11 protein-coding genes are annotated in these 15,803 nt (G+C 50.2%); 5 read left to right on the top strand and 6 right to left on the bottom strand.

The window, feature by feature from the left end; translation table 11 throughout:
- Positions 1-24 precede the first annotated feature (24 nt).
- Positions 25-1,056: an HTH-type transcriptional regulator GntR gene (locus ACFODX_RS16355; RefSeq protein ID WP_378121137.1), complete on the bottom strand. Its 1,032-nt coding sequence runs from the start codon at positions 1,054-1,056 to the stop codon at positions 25-27.
- A 136-nt stretch (positions 1,057-1,192) separates the two neighbouring features.
- Here ACFODX_RS16355 and ACFODX_RS16360 point away from each other — a divergent pair, with 136 nt between their 5' ends.
- Positions 1,193-1,768: a gluconokinase gene (locus ACFODX_RS16360; protein WP_378121139.1), complete on the top strand. Its 576-nt coding sequence runs from the start codon at positions 1,193-1,195 to the stop codon at positions 1,766-1,768.
- Positions 1,769-1,949: 181 nt separating this feature from the next.
- Positions 1,950-2,240, top strand: a complete 291-nt coding sequence (locus ACFODX_RS16365) for a hypothetical protein (RefSeq protein WP_378121142.1) — start codon at positions 1,950-1,952, stop codon at positions 2,238-2,240.
- Positions 2,241-2,343: 103 nt separating this feature from the next.
- Here the strand turns inward: ACFODX_RS16365 and ACFODX_RS16370 are convergent, their stop codons facing one another.
- Both ACFODX_RS16370 and ACFODX_RS16375 read right to left on the bottom strand, forming a co-directional pair.
- Positions 2,344-4,338, bottom strand: coding sequence for a phytase (locus ACFODX_RS16370; protein ID WP_378121144.1), 1,995 nt, complete (start codon positions 4,336-4,338; stop codon positions 2,344-2,346).
- A 67-nt stretch (positions 4,339-4,405) separates the two neighbouring features.
- Positions 4,406-7,183, bottom strand: a complete 2,778-nt coding sequence (locus tag ACFODX_RS16375; protein WP_378121146.1) for a TonB-dependent receptor — start codon at positions 7,181-7,183, stop codon at positions 4,406-4,408.
- A 229-nt stretch (positions 7,184-7,412) separates the two neighbouring features.
- Between ACFODX_RS16375 and ACFODX_RS16380 the strand changes: the two genes are divergently transcribed.
- Together ACFODX_RS16380 and ACFODX_RS16385 are read left to right on the top strand one after the other, a co-directional pair.
- Positions 7,413-8,402 carry a GGDEF domain-containing protein gene (locus ACFODX_RS16380; protein WP_378121148.1) on the top strand — a complete coding sequence of 330 codons (990 nt, stop codon included), beginning with the start codon at positions 7,413-7,415 and terminating at the stop codon, positions 8,400-8,402.
- 1 nt (position 8,403) lies between these two features.
- Positions 8,404-9,486, top strand: coding sequence for an AraC family transcriptional regulator ligand-binding domain-containing protein (locus tag ACFODX_RS16385; protein ID WP_378121150.1), 1,083 nt, complete (start codon positions 8,404-8,406; stop codon positions 9,484-9,486).
- Between the two features lie 90 nt (positions 9,487-9,576).
- Here ACFODX_RS16385 and ACFODX_RS16390 read toward each other — a convergent pair whose 3' ends face one another.
- The 3 genes from ACFODX_RS16390 to ACFODX_RS16400 form a co-directional block, all read right to left on the bottom strand.
- Positions 9,577-10,179, bottom strand: a complete 603-nt coding sequence (locus ACFODX_RS16390) for a flavin reductase family protein (RefSeq protein WP_378121152.1) — start codon at positions 10,177-10,179, stop codon at positions 9,577-9,579.
- Positions 10,180-10,266: 87 nt separating this feature from the next.
- Positions 10,267-12,453, bottom strand: coding sequence for a hypothetical protein (locus ACFODX_RS16395; RefSeq protein ID WP_378121154.1), 2,187 nt, complete (start codon positions 12,451-12,453; stop codon positions 10,267-10,269).
- 203 nt (positions 12,454-12,656) lie between these two features.
- A complete protein-coding gene (locus ACFODX_RS16400; protein WP_378121156.1) occupies positions 12,657-14,624 on the bottom strand; it encodes a L,D-transpeptidase family protein in 1,968 nt (655 codons plus the stop codon).
- A 214-nt stretch (positions 14,625-14,838) separates the two neighbouring features.
- Between ACFODX_RS16400 and ACFODX_RS16405 the strand changes: the two genes are divergently transcribed.
- Positions 14,839-15,624 (top strand): murein L,D-transpeptidase catalytic domain family protein, encoded by a 786-nt coding sequence (locus tag ACFODX_RS16405; protein ID WP_378121158.1) that lies wholly within the window; start codon positions 14,839-14,841, stop codon positions 15,622-15,624.
- Positions 15,625-15,803: the final 179 nt, after the last annotated feature.

Below are 15,803 nucleotides of genomic sequence, written 5' to 3' on the forward strand. Positions count from 1 at the left end.
CTGGTTATTAGTTTTTGTAAAAAATTAACGGTTGGTGGAATCGCGCTGCTTGATCACAAATCCCATGTCGATTTGGGTGTGTTCCGGCGGCTGTTGGTTAAGTGATTGGATAATTAATTCCGCCGCTTTCACGCCCATCTCGTAACGCCCTACTGCCACACTGGTGAGCGATGGGTTTACAAACGCCGCAGCTTCAATATCGTTAAAACCACAGATCGCCAATTGTTTGGGGATGGCAATATTCATGCGCTGCGCTTCAAACAGCGCGCCCAGCGCAAGGTCATCGTTAGCACAAAAAACAGCGTCAATTCGCCCCTCGTTGGCCGCAATCAAACTTTTAAATAAGGCGCCGCCCAAGGCGATGGAAGATGGCTCTGGCGAAGTGGCGACCAAGCTTGGCTCAAACAAATTGCGCTCGCTGAGCGCCTGGGTATAACCGCGAATCCGCTGCTGTACCCGCGGGTCCATACGCGCGCCGATAAAACCTATGCGGCTATAACCCTTGCCGAGCAGATGCGCGACCACATCGGCCCCGGCCAGATGGTGGGAAAAACCAATATTCATATCGATGGGGTTGCTGAGCAGCTCCATGATCTGCACCGTGGGGATACGCGATTTACGCAGCAATTGGTCGCAGGCCGGGGTCTGGTCGCCACCGGTGATGATCAGCCCCTCGGGCGATTGACTCAGCAGGGTGCGCACCATCTTCTCCTCCTCAAGCGGGGAGTAATGAGTATCCACCAGCAGCACCTTGTAACCCGCCGCACCCATAACTTTGTAGATACCGCGCAGTACATCGGTAAACACCACGTTGCTCAGGGAGGGAATAGCAACCCCGATAATGCCCGAGCGCGCCGATGCCAGGGAGCTGGCGTGTTGGTTGGGAATGTAGCCCAGCTCGTCGATGGCTTTCTGCACCTTGAGCTTTACCGCGTCGGACACCTTTTCGGGCTGATTGATAACTCGTGATACAGTGATAGGACTAACAGCGGCTATTCGCGCCACATCGACCAGGGTAATTTTGCCGTCGGAACCGCTTTTTTTAGCTTTTTTCATGGTTTTTAGTGCTTTTTGGTTGGTTGTTTTGGTTGATTAGTGTTTATTTTTTTATACCCTATCACGATCAAAATGATTGCGCTATCATTTGCTTGCAAGGTTAGACTGTCATTCACCCGACGCTCAGGAAGATTCAATGCACTCGCCCAGCCACATCCAGCCCAGCAATCCGGACGCCAGCACTCATCTGATTATTCTGATGGGGGTATCGGGCAGTGGAAAATCCACCTTGGCGCAAGCGCTCGCCAAGCACTATGGCTACGAGTATCTGGATGGCGATGACTTCCACAGTCAGGAGGCGCGCAATCGCATGGCGCAGGGCCTGCCGCTGGACGATGCTATGCGCCTGCCCTGGGTGATGAGGATGCGCGATTATTTCAGCGCCGCGGCCAACCAAGGCAAACACGCCACCCTCGCCTTCTCTGGTCTGCGTCGCGCCCATCGCGATGAATTGCGCAAGGCCGGGCGCAAAACACTGTTCCTGTTCCTGCATGGCGACATAGGCACTATTCAACAGCGAGTGGATAACCGCGCCGGGCATTTTATGGCGCCGAGTTTGGTCAATAGCCAATTTGAAAGTTTGGAGCGCCCCTGCAACGAGGCCGATGTGGTAGAAATTGATGTGCGCGCCCCGTTTGCCGAGGTATTACAGCAGGCGATTGCGGTGATTGATCGCCAACTGCTGACTGAAGCCCTCCCCCTACCCGCCTAAGCCAGGCGTTTAACTACAGCCCAACGACTAATTGCGGCCAACACAGAAAGCTTGCATTCGCCCCCACGCAGTAGAGAATAGGAACTTCTGGCAGCTGGTTAAATCCAAACTCCGGTAATACCCGAAAAAGATTTAACCCAATCGCTGAATTAAAATCCTGTTTACTTACATGGAGTGGCCTATGTCAGCCAAACTTTCGCTTGTTAGCAGCTTACTCATCGGCGTTCTCGCGCTCTCCGCCTGTGCCGGTAAAACCCAATACCGCAGCGCCTGCGCATCCGAAGTGGACGCTGCCTGGACTGAACTTTCCATTGCCGATGCGGAAGGATTTAGCGGTACCGTCAGCTACAGCAAGGCTCTGGGTTTAATCACCAGCGCGCGCACCATGCAAACCGTAGAGAATTTTGATAACTGTTATCGACACGCCAAAGACGCGCGTTTTTATATTCGCGAATCACGCAAAGGCCAGTAGTGATTATTTTTAACCAGTAACCATTATTTTTTAACACGGGAAAATTCACTGGCGGGTTTTCACCCCAATCAACCCAGTGAATTTTCACCAACCCACATTTTAGTTAGGGCGCCAGATTCAAAGCGCGACGAATTTTTTCCCAACTCACATATTTAAAATTTTGCGGCGCTTCCGGCATTACTTTATGGCCGTCCTGCACCACCAGCATCCCCTCTGCAAACAAACCGCCCAAATTGCTGCTGGTCACTTCCAGTCCATCGGTTTCAGAAACACCATCAATATTTTTGCCCGCATCCAAAGCGATGCGCACAATACCGCGCAGGCTATAGGGCGCTGTCGCATCCATCACTACAAAACTGTTGTTGCCCTGGCTGGAAACCACTAAGTAAGACTCGGTTTTGCCCGCGTAAACACCAATGCCTTCAATATCAGCCACCAGCAGATCTCCGGCACCAAGAATTTTTTCTACTGAAGTGCCTGCATCGGGTTCCGCACCAATGGTCCAGAGTGCAACATCTTCCTCGCCAACAAATAACCGCTGGTTGTTGTCATCTGCTACACAGCCCTCGGGTTGGCTTTCCACAAAAAAGCGGCGCTTGAGCTCGCCTTGCCACTGTACTTTATTTGTTTGAGAGACAGTATTTTTTTGGACGACATCCTGTGTGGTGCGCAACTGGATTTGCTGGAACTCACCGCTTTTATCGTTGGGGATAGCATAGAGTGCCGCCTCACCTTGTGCGTTTTTGACCGGTGACTGATAAAGACAAAAACCATAAATCTCTTTCATGTCGGTGGCGACACTGCCAGAGAAGGTCAGTTTTCCGCTGCGCGGGTCTATGGTGTAAATGGATAAACTGTTGTCATCGCGATTAGTCGCCACCGCAATATCAACGATTTTTTTACCCAGACGCACACCGTAACGCACATCCACATTATTCAATCGACCAGTATTAAAATGCTGCACCTCGCGGCCCTGCAAATCGTACACAAATAAACCCTGCTGTTTATTGGTGCCCAACACCAAACTTTTGTGTGGACGTTTTTTATTTACCCAAATCGCCGGGTCATCGGCTGCATCGCCAAACCGCAACATAGGTTCTGTTTGCACATCGGCCGTAACACTGACTATCGGATGTGCAGGCGATTTTTGCGCGGCTACTGACCAAGGCAATTGCAACAAATGGTTTCCGGTTTTTTCGTCATTTACCGCAACGGCTACCATTTTTTTATCCGCGTGATAAACCGCTTTAATTACTTCGGGTTCATCGGTTTGCGGCAAATCAACCAATGGCTGTGCGCTAAACTGTGCGCCCGCTGTTTTATAGACAGCCAATTGTTTTTGCTCCGCAATCGCGGCAACTAAACCCTGGGGAATAACCGCGAGCGATTCCACACTGCCCGACAATTTTCCAAAAGGTTGCTGCATATCTACGACAACGCGGCCCGGCGATGACTCCTCACTGGCACCCTGCGCCCAAATACCTACACCCTCTTCGGCAATAAATAATAAATCCTGGGCATCGTCCACAGCGCAGGCTTTGCTGTTGGGTGCTATGGGCACACGGCGCAACAATTTTGCATCCGCCTTGCCCTGCGCATCTACCACCAACCAATGCTCCGCGCTGCCGCGCTCATCAATTAAATACAGCGATAAATGCTCACCGCCTGCATGACTCAAACAAATATTTTCGATTTTAAACCCAGGAATAGGCACTCGCAGTAATTCACGCAGCTCGCCGCTGGCTGTATTTAACATCACTAATCCGGGTTGCTGCTCAGGTAAAAAAACCGTGGCGGCAATTAATACCGATTCACTTTTTCCGCGCGCCGTTATTGTGACCGGATAGCGCCAATCCAATAATTCGGCAGACTGGTTTAGCTGCGCCAGTAATGCGCCCTTATCATCGCGCCAATGAATTTGCTGATCACCCAAGGTTAAATAACCCGGCTGTTGATTTTTTTGTAAAGGCAAAGGGGCAACCAGCTCTGCTGCAAAAGCCAAGGGTTTTATTACCTCCGCCTGCACCGAAGCACAGGCAGTAAATAACAGGCCAAGGCTTACCGCGGCGGCGCCTCTGCAAAAAACATTTTTGTTCATAAAAATTCTCACCTTAAATACCACGCCAAAACTGCATACCTTGAACTGCACACTTGGAACTGCATACCTAGAACTGCATAAAAGTCACACCCAATTTATAAGTCGCACCATAGCGTTCATATTGGGCGTTGTATTGCGGTTTGTTAACGTAGGAGTAATAAACCTCATCGGTTAAATTCAGTGCTTCAAAATGCAGCTTGATGCTATCGGTCAAGAAATAGCGCAGGGAAAAATCCAGTTGGACTTGATCATCCACATAGGTGTCGTAGTTAGCGTCCATTGGCTCTAATACTTCCAACAAATAATTGGATTTATAATTAGCCGATACACGCATACTGATGCGATCAGATTCATAACCCAGCATCAGGTTCGCCGAGCGATCCGATTGACTTGGCAGGGGGATATCACGCGCAACAAAATCACCATCCTCATAGCCGCCAATTTCTGCAGTTGAATCTACCAGGGTGGCATTGGCACCAATTAACAAACCATCCCAAGGTGCCGGTAATTGAGTAAATTGTTTGGAGGCCGCCAATTCAATACCGGTGAGTTCTGCAGTGGCACCATTCACAAAAGTTAAGGCTTTATTAAATTGCTCGTAACCGGCAGTGCCACCCAAATCTGTTTGATAGGCAAAATTTTCTATCTCTTTATAAAAGATGAATGCGGAAATAACACTGGCGACACCCGGGTAGTGCTCAATACCTAAATCGATGTTACTGGCTTCCAGTGACTTTAATTCCGGGTTACCAAATTCCGCCTCAATATCGCCATCGTCCTCTTCAATCAAACGACCGGGAGACAATTGTGCAAAACCGGGGCGCACCACGGAATTGGTCCAGGCGGCGCGCACCTGGGTTTTATCGTCAATACTGTAGCGAATGTGCAAGGCAGGCAAAAAATAATCATCGGAGTTTTCAAACTGCTGCGCCGTTTCAGTTTCGCTCTCTGCATTAAAGGAGAAACCACTTGCACTGAAATCGGTTTTTTCGTAACGCACACCCGTGAGCAAGCGCCAGGCGTTGATATCAATGCGACCCATGAGGTAAGCCGCTGAGGTATCTTCACTGATGTCATAGTCGCCAATAGCTGATTCTTCGGCATCCACTTCCGCGTCATTTATGGCATTTTTTACTGCGCGCGAATCAATGCTTGGGCCAAATTGACCTAATGTGTAGTCCACCGCGGCGCCAGAAAAGTTGGTAAGTGAAGTGTCACCAGCAAAATCTTCTGCGACCCACAGGTTAATATCATTTTCTTTATTACGTGTTTGATGTTTAGCACCAAACTTAAGTTGTGCCGGGTTAACACCTAACTCCAGTTCGCGAGTGAAATCCACATTCACTGCAGCGCTATCATCATTGGTATTGGTACTGCCCAATTCAACTTCATCCAGTTTGTAACTGGATGCTTGATAATATTCAGCCGGTGCTGACAGCCCGATTTTTTTAGTGTTGTTAAACGCAAGTTCAAACACTTCATCGGCAATAACATCATCGTCAATCGTAAATACTGCACCGGCAATATTCTGTGGTTCATCCTCGCTGGATTCACTGTAAGCAACGCGATAATCCACTATCCATTTATCCAATCGCGTTTGGCCACCCAGGGCCGAGGAGAGAATTTTTTGCGTTTCAGTGCGATCTTTTAATTCTCGCTGCACCTCAGCAACGAGAGTGTCACCGGCACTTGCGGCCTCATCAAATTCGATCACATTGGCCAAGCGAATTTCCGCATCGGTGTATTCGCTGTAAAGGTTGCGCCAATACAAATCGGTATCTTCCGTCGGTTTATAATCCAGATTAAACGTTAATCCCGAGCGCTCACGTGTAATGCGATAATCGCGTTGTTCCATTTCTTCCAGGCGCGCTTCGTCTTCATCAAAATCCCAGGCGCCGCCAGTTTCCACGTTGTCGGAACCAAATTCGCGCTTAAAAGAACTCACGCCAAAAGCAACACCCAGATTTTTTTCACTATTGCCAAGGCTAAACTGATTACTCGCTGTAGCCGCGAGCTTGGGGCTGTACTCTTCGGTATTTTCATCAAAACTGCCTTCTGCAGTGAATTGATAAAAAAATCCATCGCGGTCAAACGCGGAGAGACTTTGCACATCAATACTGCCACCGAGGGAATTGGCATCCATATCCGGCGTTAAACTTTTTGTGACGGTCAAATTCTCCAGTAGATCAGACGGGATTACATCCAGCGCTACTGCACGGCGATCTGCATCTGGCCCGGGCACACCCACGCCGTTAATAGTGACGGCGTTGTAGTCCGGACTCATGCCTCGCACACGCACATAGCGGCCTTCACCCTGATCGCGCTCAATCGACAAACCCGGCAAACGCTGCAGGGATTCAGACACATTAGTATCGGGAAATTGGCCAATCGCATCAGCCGAAACCGAGGTAATAATATTATCGGCGCTGCGCTGTTTATTCAGCGCCTTATTCATACCCGCCGCTTGACCAATAACAATTACATTCTCCACCAAACCGGAAACACCTTGTAATTGAAAGTTGGCGCGCGTGGTTTTTAAATCGGTCACCGTGATTCTGCGCGAGATATTATCGGCACCAATGTAACTCGTCTCCAGGGTATATTCGCCCGGTTTTACATCCACAAAAATAAAACGGCCATCGCGCTGACTAGTCGCTTCGCGTTTTAATTCCTTAATGCGTACCTTTGCGCCCTCCAGTGCTATGCCTTTTTCTGTTGCACTGACTTGCCCCTCAATACGGCCATCGGCAAACGCCGGTAATGACATACCAGCAATAACCAAAGCCAAACAGCTTTTCTTAAACAAGCTGCCTTTTTTAAATAGATGGTTTGATTTTTTGTTCACAATAAGCTCCCCAAGCGAGTGATTAAATTCCACTGCGCCAAACTAGGGCGGCTCTGTGACACATCTGTTACCAATTTAACAAAGCCACATAAACCCCCTGAGCTGATTTGCCTCCCAGCAGTATTTTTATGCTATGGCCAGGTTTTTTATCACGCTCAACATATTCACAAAACCGTCATACTTTTTTGTTAAGGGTGTTAGCCAATTTTAATTGCTGGATTCAATCACTATGCTTGGCCTACACAAATGGAAACTGCTTTTTCTGGCGCTGGCTGCCAACATGGCACTGGTCGGCAGCCTTATCAGCGGCGAAATAAAACCTGCCGCGCAATGGAATTGGCTTGACATTATTAGCGAAGGTGGGCTTGCACTACTCGCACTCAGCTGGCTCTTACTCATTTTGCACAGCCGTCCTTCCGGGCGGGTGACGCAGTACCTGAGCTTGGGGTTAAGTGCTATTTTTATCGCCGGCTTGCAGGACTGGCTGGATGAGTTTATTTATTTCCCGGATAACGCGCTGTGGGATCATTGGGTGGAATCGGGCTTTATGCCTATAGGTTTAATACTATTAACCCTGGGCATTTATCACTGGCACAAAGAGCAGCTGTTAATTACCGAACAATTGCGCAAGCGTGAGCGTTTATTTCGCGAACATCGCGGCTTGGATTCCACCACCAATTTAAGCGGCGCCACATATTTGCGTCAGCAGTTGGAATATGAGCTGAACAAAAATCCGCAGCAAAACCCTTTGGCACTGGTATTTATTGATATAGATAATTTTTCACAGATCAATCGCCATTACGGTAAACGCGAGGGCGATAGTTTATTGCACGCGCTGGGCGAATTATTGCTACTCAATATTCGCCATAACGACTTACTTTGCCGCTATGCGGGCGACCGTTTTGCGCTGTTACTGCCCAACACCGGCCGGCTAATGGCCACCAGCATTGCCAATGAACTATCCCAAGCGGTGCGCCACTTTGCATTCAAATCCCAACAGCAACAAAACAGTATTTTTCATTCCGTTAGCATTGGCATAGCCTTTAGCGAATCAGCCAACACAGAAAAAGATACTGCAGCAAAAGATCCTATTGTAAAAAACACTATTGCAAAAGGTAGCACCACAAAAGACAGTGCAGAAAATTTGATTAGCCGCGCCACACAATCACTATTGCAGGCCAAACAAATACGCGACCAACAAACACGACATGCCGCGTAATATGAACAGCAGCTCTTTACCAACTAACTGCTTGCCCGCCGTTTATTTACCCCAGCCCTACTATGAGCGGGACAGCGCGATTATTCGCTCAGCTTGGTGGGCGGCAGGGTTGATTGACTTGGCACAAAGCTGCGCACTGCCCGAACATAAAATGCTGCGTCACACCGGTATTTTTCATGAAGATATAATTCAACAACAGCACAGTATTTGCCCTGAACAGTTGCTGCAGCTAATCCACAACATAATAAAATATTCAGGGCAAAATGATCTGAGCTTTTTATTTGGCCATCAACTTTTACCGGGGAATATTCCCCACCTTTCGCACAAGCTAAACGCAGCGAATAACCTCAGCGAATTAATTGACTGCCTTGTACAAGATCAAATGTTATTTAGCCCGCTTCTGAATCTGAGGCTCTGCTATGAAGGTGATGAATTAGTAATTTATTGGCAGGACGCCTGCGGCGCTGATGACTGCTTTGTGTTTTTATTGGAAGCACTCTGCACCGCTATTAGCAGTTTTAGCCGTTGGCTGAACGGCGAGCGCCACCCCTGGAAATTTTATTTTGCCCACAAAGCGCCTGGCTATATTGAACAGTACGAAGTACACCTGCAGGGCGAAATTCACTTTGAATGCCAGCGTAACGCCATGGCAATTCAACGCGATTATTGTTTTCAACCCTGGCAGAAAAAATCAAACTACCGTTCACCAAGCACAGCTGACGCTGACGCTGACGAATGTTATTTTCATTTATCCCAACAACCTCAACCCGAAGGACAAAAAGGCTTTCTCACAGAAGTCTACAACTACCTGCACCACAATATTAGCCACACCCCCAACCTGGAAAAAACTGCCGCCGACTTTGGCATGAGCAGCGCCAGCTTTAAGCGCAAACTAAAAAAACACCGCAGCCACTTTCAGGCGATTTACGATCAAGTGCGCAAGGATTTAGCCGTATTCTGGATAAATCAGGAAGGCTGGAGCAGCGAACAAGTTGCAAAAAAATTACATTTCCACGACGTCGCCAACCTGCGGCGCGCCTTTAAAAAATGGACGGGGATGACGTTGTGGGCTGCAAGAAATTAGCTCAACAATTAACGATCAGATGGATGATTTACACCATCATTCACCGGCACATTAGCAATGTGAGCCGCCTTGATTATAAAAACCACTCCATCAAGGCCGCGATAACTCAATTAAATTATCGGTATGACTGTAAAAATCTGCGCCCATTTTTCCCACACTCGTTAATTGCATTTGGTTGATAAAACCATCCTGCCAGAGTGCATCATCTACAAAAATGGTTTTTACATCCAGGAGCACCGCGCTGCCGCCCATGGGTAGGCTGTTGAAGCGCAGTACTTCGCGCAGTGTGCATTCATAACGCACCAGAGTGCCGCGCACCGAAGGTGGCTTAACGCTATGGCTTGGGCATTGCTCTAGTTGGGCGAAAGCAAATTCGCTTTGGTCGGCGGGCAGTGCGGCGCAGGTTTGGTTCATTTTTTCCAGCAGTGGTTCGCTAACGATATGCACTACACATTCTTTGGTGTCGAGCAAATTAACCAGCGTATCTTTATCGCCGCCCTCGCGCGGGTTCACTTGGGAATACCAGAGGATGGGTGGATTGCAGCTGGCCACATTAAAAAACGAATAAGGCGCAATATTGGCCACACCGGTTTTGGAAAGTGTGCTGATCCAGGCAATAGGCCGTGGGGTTACGCCACCTACGAGCAGGCGATAAATTTCCTGCGGGCTTAGCTGTAAAGTATCGAACAACATAATAAAAATCCGAACAAGGTTTATGCGAGTTGATGGCGATACTAACAAAAAAGGAGCCTTGCGGCTCCTTGGTAAGGCGGGTCAATATTACTGTTTATCGCCCGGTAGGGAGTTGAGCGAGACAATACGTGTTTTGCTGATTTTATGGCGATAAATTTCACGCAGGTATTTGATGGCTTTTTTCACGCTATCGCGCGATAAACGGATGTCGTTAATCGAGCAGAACTTTTCCGAGTCGTTGATAAGCTCGCGGTATTTTTTCTCGTACATGGGCTTGATGGCGTACCAGTTGGTATCGAGAATTTTGGCGGGGTTTTCATACTCGTTAAGCATTTTATCCACCAGAGCCTCATCAAACTCATCGGAGCGGATAAAGTCCAGCATGGCCGCATCCAGCTGTTCATCAAAACGATAGGCGTCTTTAGCAAAGCAGCGTTTGATAAAGGCAACAATCAAGGTGAGGAAGTCATCGCTTAAACAGGGGCTTTTTACGATGAGTGTTGTCAGCGAGATATTGGCCGAAGCGCCAATCACCAAGGCATAACGCTTCAGTGTGGTATTGGGGAAAAGTGCATTCAAATGGGATTTGAGTTTGTTCAAATCCATGTAGCTGAGTTTGTAATCTTTGGGTAATGAAATAATGGACACAACCGACGAGCAGTTTTTAAAGAAGTGCAGGTCTTTGAGTTCGTTGGCGTCGTAGCCTTTTTGTAAATAGCGTGCCAGTGCTTCGCGGTAGCGCGCGGATTCAATGGGCAGCAAACTGATGCCTTCAATTGCCTGGGTGACTTTATTGAAGTGCGGCAAATCGATGGAGCGATAAAACAAATCGTCGATATTCAGTTCGCCAATTTTTTTCACGTCTATGCCGCGCAGCTTATCTACGCCTTGCGGAATATTCGCGGGAATGACCGATTCGGCATAGGCAACGGCAACGGGGCCGGCGAGGCTCATAAACAAATCGTTAGCATCCAAACGAATGGTTTCACCAATATCGATGCCGGCGCGGCGGAAATAATTTTCGTCGTAATCGGTGGTGACCGCTTGTGCGGTGAGGATGTTAAAAATTTGCTGGGAAATATACTGGTTGGCGTATTTCTCCATGGCGTTGACATCGATGTGCTGGATGGCGCCTTCATCGGTTTCTTCAGCGTAGCGCATGATGTCGTTGGAGATCAGCATCATCGCATTCCAGGGGCGAATACGGTGCATCACACTCGCTTCACTGCTGTCTTCGTTATCGAAGTTGTAGGAGAAATCCCACTCTTCCGATAAATATTTACACAGCAAACGTCCGGCATTGATGTGCAGCGCTTCGGACATTTCCACACCGTGGTCGGAGATATTGGGCAGTATGCAAATACCGCTGGTAAAAATAGGCTCAAACACAAAGGAGTGGCCGCGATTGCTGTTGTCCTGGGTTTGCGCGCGCACATCAAAGGTTTTGCTCATGTAGGCGTATTGCTGGGCCAAACCAAATTCACTCGCCATACCCGAACCGGTGCCGCCGCCCGCGCTGAAAATATAGAAATACAAGCGCGATTGGTTGGCTTTAATGCCGCAGGAATCGATAAGGTAGGAGTGAATAAAACGCCAATCGGCATTGGAAAAATGCTGCGTATCTTTGTTGAGAATAATCTTGGCGAGATATTGGCCAAGGATGGGCGCATTACCGGAACCACCGGCATGGACTTCCGACAAGTCCATGATTTTCATTTTGGTGTAATCCTTGAGGAAACCGGCGCGCTCACCTTTGTGGGAGAAACGAATGCGACCTTCAATGTCTTTGTCCAAATCCCCCAACATCACCAGCGGCTCGATCAAAAACACCGGCTTGAGTTGATGCGCGCCTTTTAAATGCAGGCTGCGCTTGATCCAGCGCATGGGCATGTGATCCGGCTCGCGCACCACTTTTTCTTCAACATTAAATTCGTTCAGGTAAAAGTTGCGCGCGTTGTACACCAGGCTCGCTACATCCAGCGCAATATTGGAGCCGCAGCGCCCCAAACCAATCAGGCACACCGAGGGAAATTGCGGCTGCTTTTGGGTGTCGGCGTCCTGCTGATTTACCAGATAGGGGTAAACGTTTGTGCGCAGGGTGTCCAGGTTATGCAAGATCTTGTTCAGATCGCGCTCGGTAAAGTACATGTAGCTGCTGCCGTTGGCGCTGGTCAGCGGGCGGCTGATGACCTCCTCTTCCACATCGGGGCTGGCGGTAATCAGATCATCCTGCTCAGCTGCTTCGGCGGTGCGGGTAGTTTTTTTGGTGGCCATCGAGTGAATCCTTTTGGATGTGACTTAGGCGCCGGAGCTAACCCCGGCGCGCTGAATTTGCGTCATAAATGATATTTATTGTGCTTGCCGGTCAGTTTTTATAAATCGCAGACCTAAACACTATTAACGCTAGCTGCGACTGGCGATAAATACAAATATCGCCAAGCCTGTCACATTAAAAAAACCACTAAATTCGCTAAAACCTAGTCTTCTGCCTTTATCTGGATCAGCGGCTGGCTCACGCGCCGATTCAACGCCGCGAGCACCGCGCCATCGCGCGCGTAAATATCCGGCTTAAAGGCCACTTTGGTGTCGCTCACAGCATCCACCGTCCAATAGGCAAGCATGATGGGCACCCGTTTGGCGAGGGTGACGTTGCGGGTTTTGCCGGTCGCCAGGGTTTTGTTGATGGTCGCCTCATCCCAGCCCGGGGTTTGCTCCAGCAGCAACTCCACCAACTCCAACGCGCGCTCTACGCGGATGCAACCCGAACTAAACGCGCGCTGGCTTTTATTGAATAGCTTTTGGTGGGGGGTATCGTGCAGGTAAACCGCATAGGGGTTGGGGAAGCGAATCACCGCCTTGCCCAGCGCTGCGTCATCACCCGCATCCTGGCGCAGGGTAACGTTGCCGGGGCGCGACCAGTCGATAGTTGCCGGGTCCAGCTGTTGGCCATTGCTGTCGAGCACACGGATATTGTGCTCGCGCAGGTAGCTGAGATCCTTGCGCAACTTGGGCAGTATATCCTTGCGCAAAATCGTGGGCGGCACCGTCCAGGTGGGGTTGAGGGTGATGTAATTTACCTCGGACTTGAATACCGGCGTGGTGCGGTACGACATGCCCACCTGCACGCGGGATTTCCACAGTTCTTTGCCGCCGCGGAAATAAGTCACCTTGAAGCCGGCGATATCCACCAACAGCAACTCCTCGGGGATGTGGTGCAACAACCAGCGGGCGCGGTCCAGGTTGACGCGAATTTGCTCTACCCGCGCATGGGCAGAAATATTCAGTGCGGCGCGGGTCGCCGGGCCTACGGCACCGTCGTCCTCCAAATACTGATCGCGCTGGAACTGCTTCACCGCATTCACTAGGTACTCATCAAATACCTCATCGGGGTTGATTGGCGGGGCACTGCTAGCGGCGGAGCTAGCGGCACTTGTGGCATCGCCCAACTGCTCGCCTAATTCCGCGCTTACTGCCGGATCGAGCGCGTAACCGTCTTCACTGGCTGCCGCCGAGCTGTTATTTGACGCAACGCTGACTGAATCATCAGCACTGCTCAAGGAGTGGTCGCTCGCACCGGTGCTGCTGTTCTGGGCTGCGGCAGCGGCCTTGGCACTGGAGGCCGCATTTGCCGCCAGGCAGTTGGCAACCGCCTGCTGCTGATCTGCTTCCGCTACCGGTTGATACTCGCCCGTCACGCGCAAACGCGCGCGCAGTTGTGCAACCTGGGGGTCGACCATACAGGGCTTGAGAGTCGGGCCTGCGGGCAGCGCAAACCAGCCGCCTTGGGCAGCAAATTCGCGGTAGCGGCTCAAACCGGCCTGCAAACTGGCATAAGTGGGGTGCTGCGGCCGGGTTTGGGCGAAACTTTGGGCGATATTGCGCGAGCTGATGCCATCATTCATCAGCCCTGCCACCCATTCAGGCGCCAGTTCATGCAATTCGAAGTTCCATTGGGGATCGAGGCCAGCGGGATCAACCTTGCCGTTAAAAAGATGATAGAGCGCGCGCAGGTAGGCATTGGTTGCCAGCAATTCCCACTCCACTAACTCACTCAACTCCGGCGTGCGGCCGGCGGCCAGCAGTTCATACATCTGCCGCAAAAAGTTGATGGAGTAGTCCTCCGGGTCCAGACCATCGGCGCTCAAACCCTCCAAGGCAGTGATCAACTCCTGCAAACGGGGCGTTTCAGTCCATACCGGCTGAAAACCGCGCTGCTGATAAAAGCTGCTGACTGCAGGTGCTACCGGGCTGACGGGCGGAGCTACATTCGGGTCATCGGCAGCTGTTTGCAGCCCCAGAATCCGGGTTTCCAACGCCGCTGCCAGCAACCCATTGGCCGCACCGCGCAATTGCGCACCAGAATCCCTGGCCGATTGCGCCACTACTGATTGCGCCACTACAGAAAGGCTTGCCACCAAGCCCAAGGCGAATAACACCAACCGCATAACACTAACGCTCCTGCATGCTTAAAAAACAACAAAGTATTTCCCAATAAAACTAAAAACGGTCTAGAAACGGCATATTTTTTGATCAATTAATATTTGCCGCTGCTTTTTCATGATGCTAGCATTCCAAGATCTTACCCCTGTTATCGGGTAAAACATAATTCACCGAGCAAGGCCGCTACAACTTCAATAACCCAGATAGTCCGGGGTGTGCATGCTGTATTCACCATTGAAGGCCTTGTTTTTCTCGGCCGGCCTGAGCGTTTTGCTCGGTTTTTGTCCAAACCTGATCGCGGGTCAGGCACAACACCAGAACCTCGTTAAAACCCATTCTGCCAACCCTTTTACGCACCCTGCGTTTGGCAAAGACCAATCCTTTTTAAATTTGCTGGATCGCCTTACCCGCGCGGCACCCGGCGCCAACCCGCAAGTTATTTCCATGGCGCTGACCGCGCTCGATTGCGCGCTCAAAAGCGGCATGGAACCGGCGCGCAACCTGACCATGATCGACTACTCGCTGGTCTCAACCCAAAAACGCCTCTGGGTGTTTGATTTGGTGAGCGGCAAATTGCTGTTCCATGAGCTGGTCGCCCACGGCAAAAACACCGGCGAAAACTTTGCCCGTCACTTCTCCAATACTTATGGCAGCCTGCAAACCAGCCTGGGGTTATTTCGCACCAAGGAGACCTACATGGGCGCGAACGGCTATTCGCTGCGCATGGAGGGATTGGAGGAAGGCTTTAACGATAAAGCCATGGAGCGGGCAATCGTGTTCCACGGCGCGCCTTACGTGGATTTAAAACTGGCGCAAAAGCTGGGCCACTTGGGGCGTAGTTACGGCTGCCCGGCGGTCCGCAACGGCATAGCGCGCAAGGTGATAGATACCATCAAGGGCGACCAATTTCTGTTTTCCTACTATCCTGATAAACACTGGCTGGCATCCTCCAAGTTTTTAAATTGCCAGGGCCGCGAACAGCTGGCCCGGCAGGATATTCGCTAGGCCGCTGCACCCTCCTCCCACGCGGTTGGCGGTGCAGCATGATGCACCTGCCAGCCAGCGTCTGTTAAGACGTGTTAATCAACACGTCATCTATCAGATAAATGATCAAGCTGTGTAAAACCTGTCGCTGATTGGCAGGGGAGCAGCTATATAGCCTGTCTCCACACAAAACATAACAA

The organism is Cellvibrio fontiphilus (genome assembly GCF_042646205.1).
Taxonomy (GTDB): domain Bacteria; phylum Pseudomonadota; class Gammaproteobacteria; order Pseudomonadales; family Cellvibrionaceae; genus Cellvibrio; species Cellvibrio fontiphilus_A.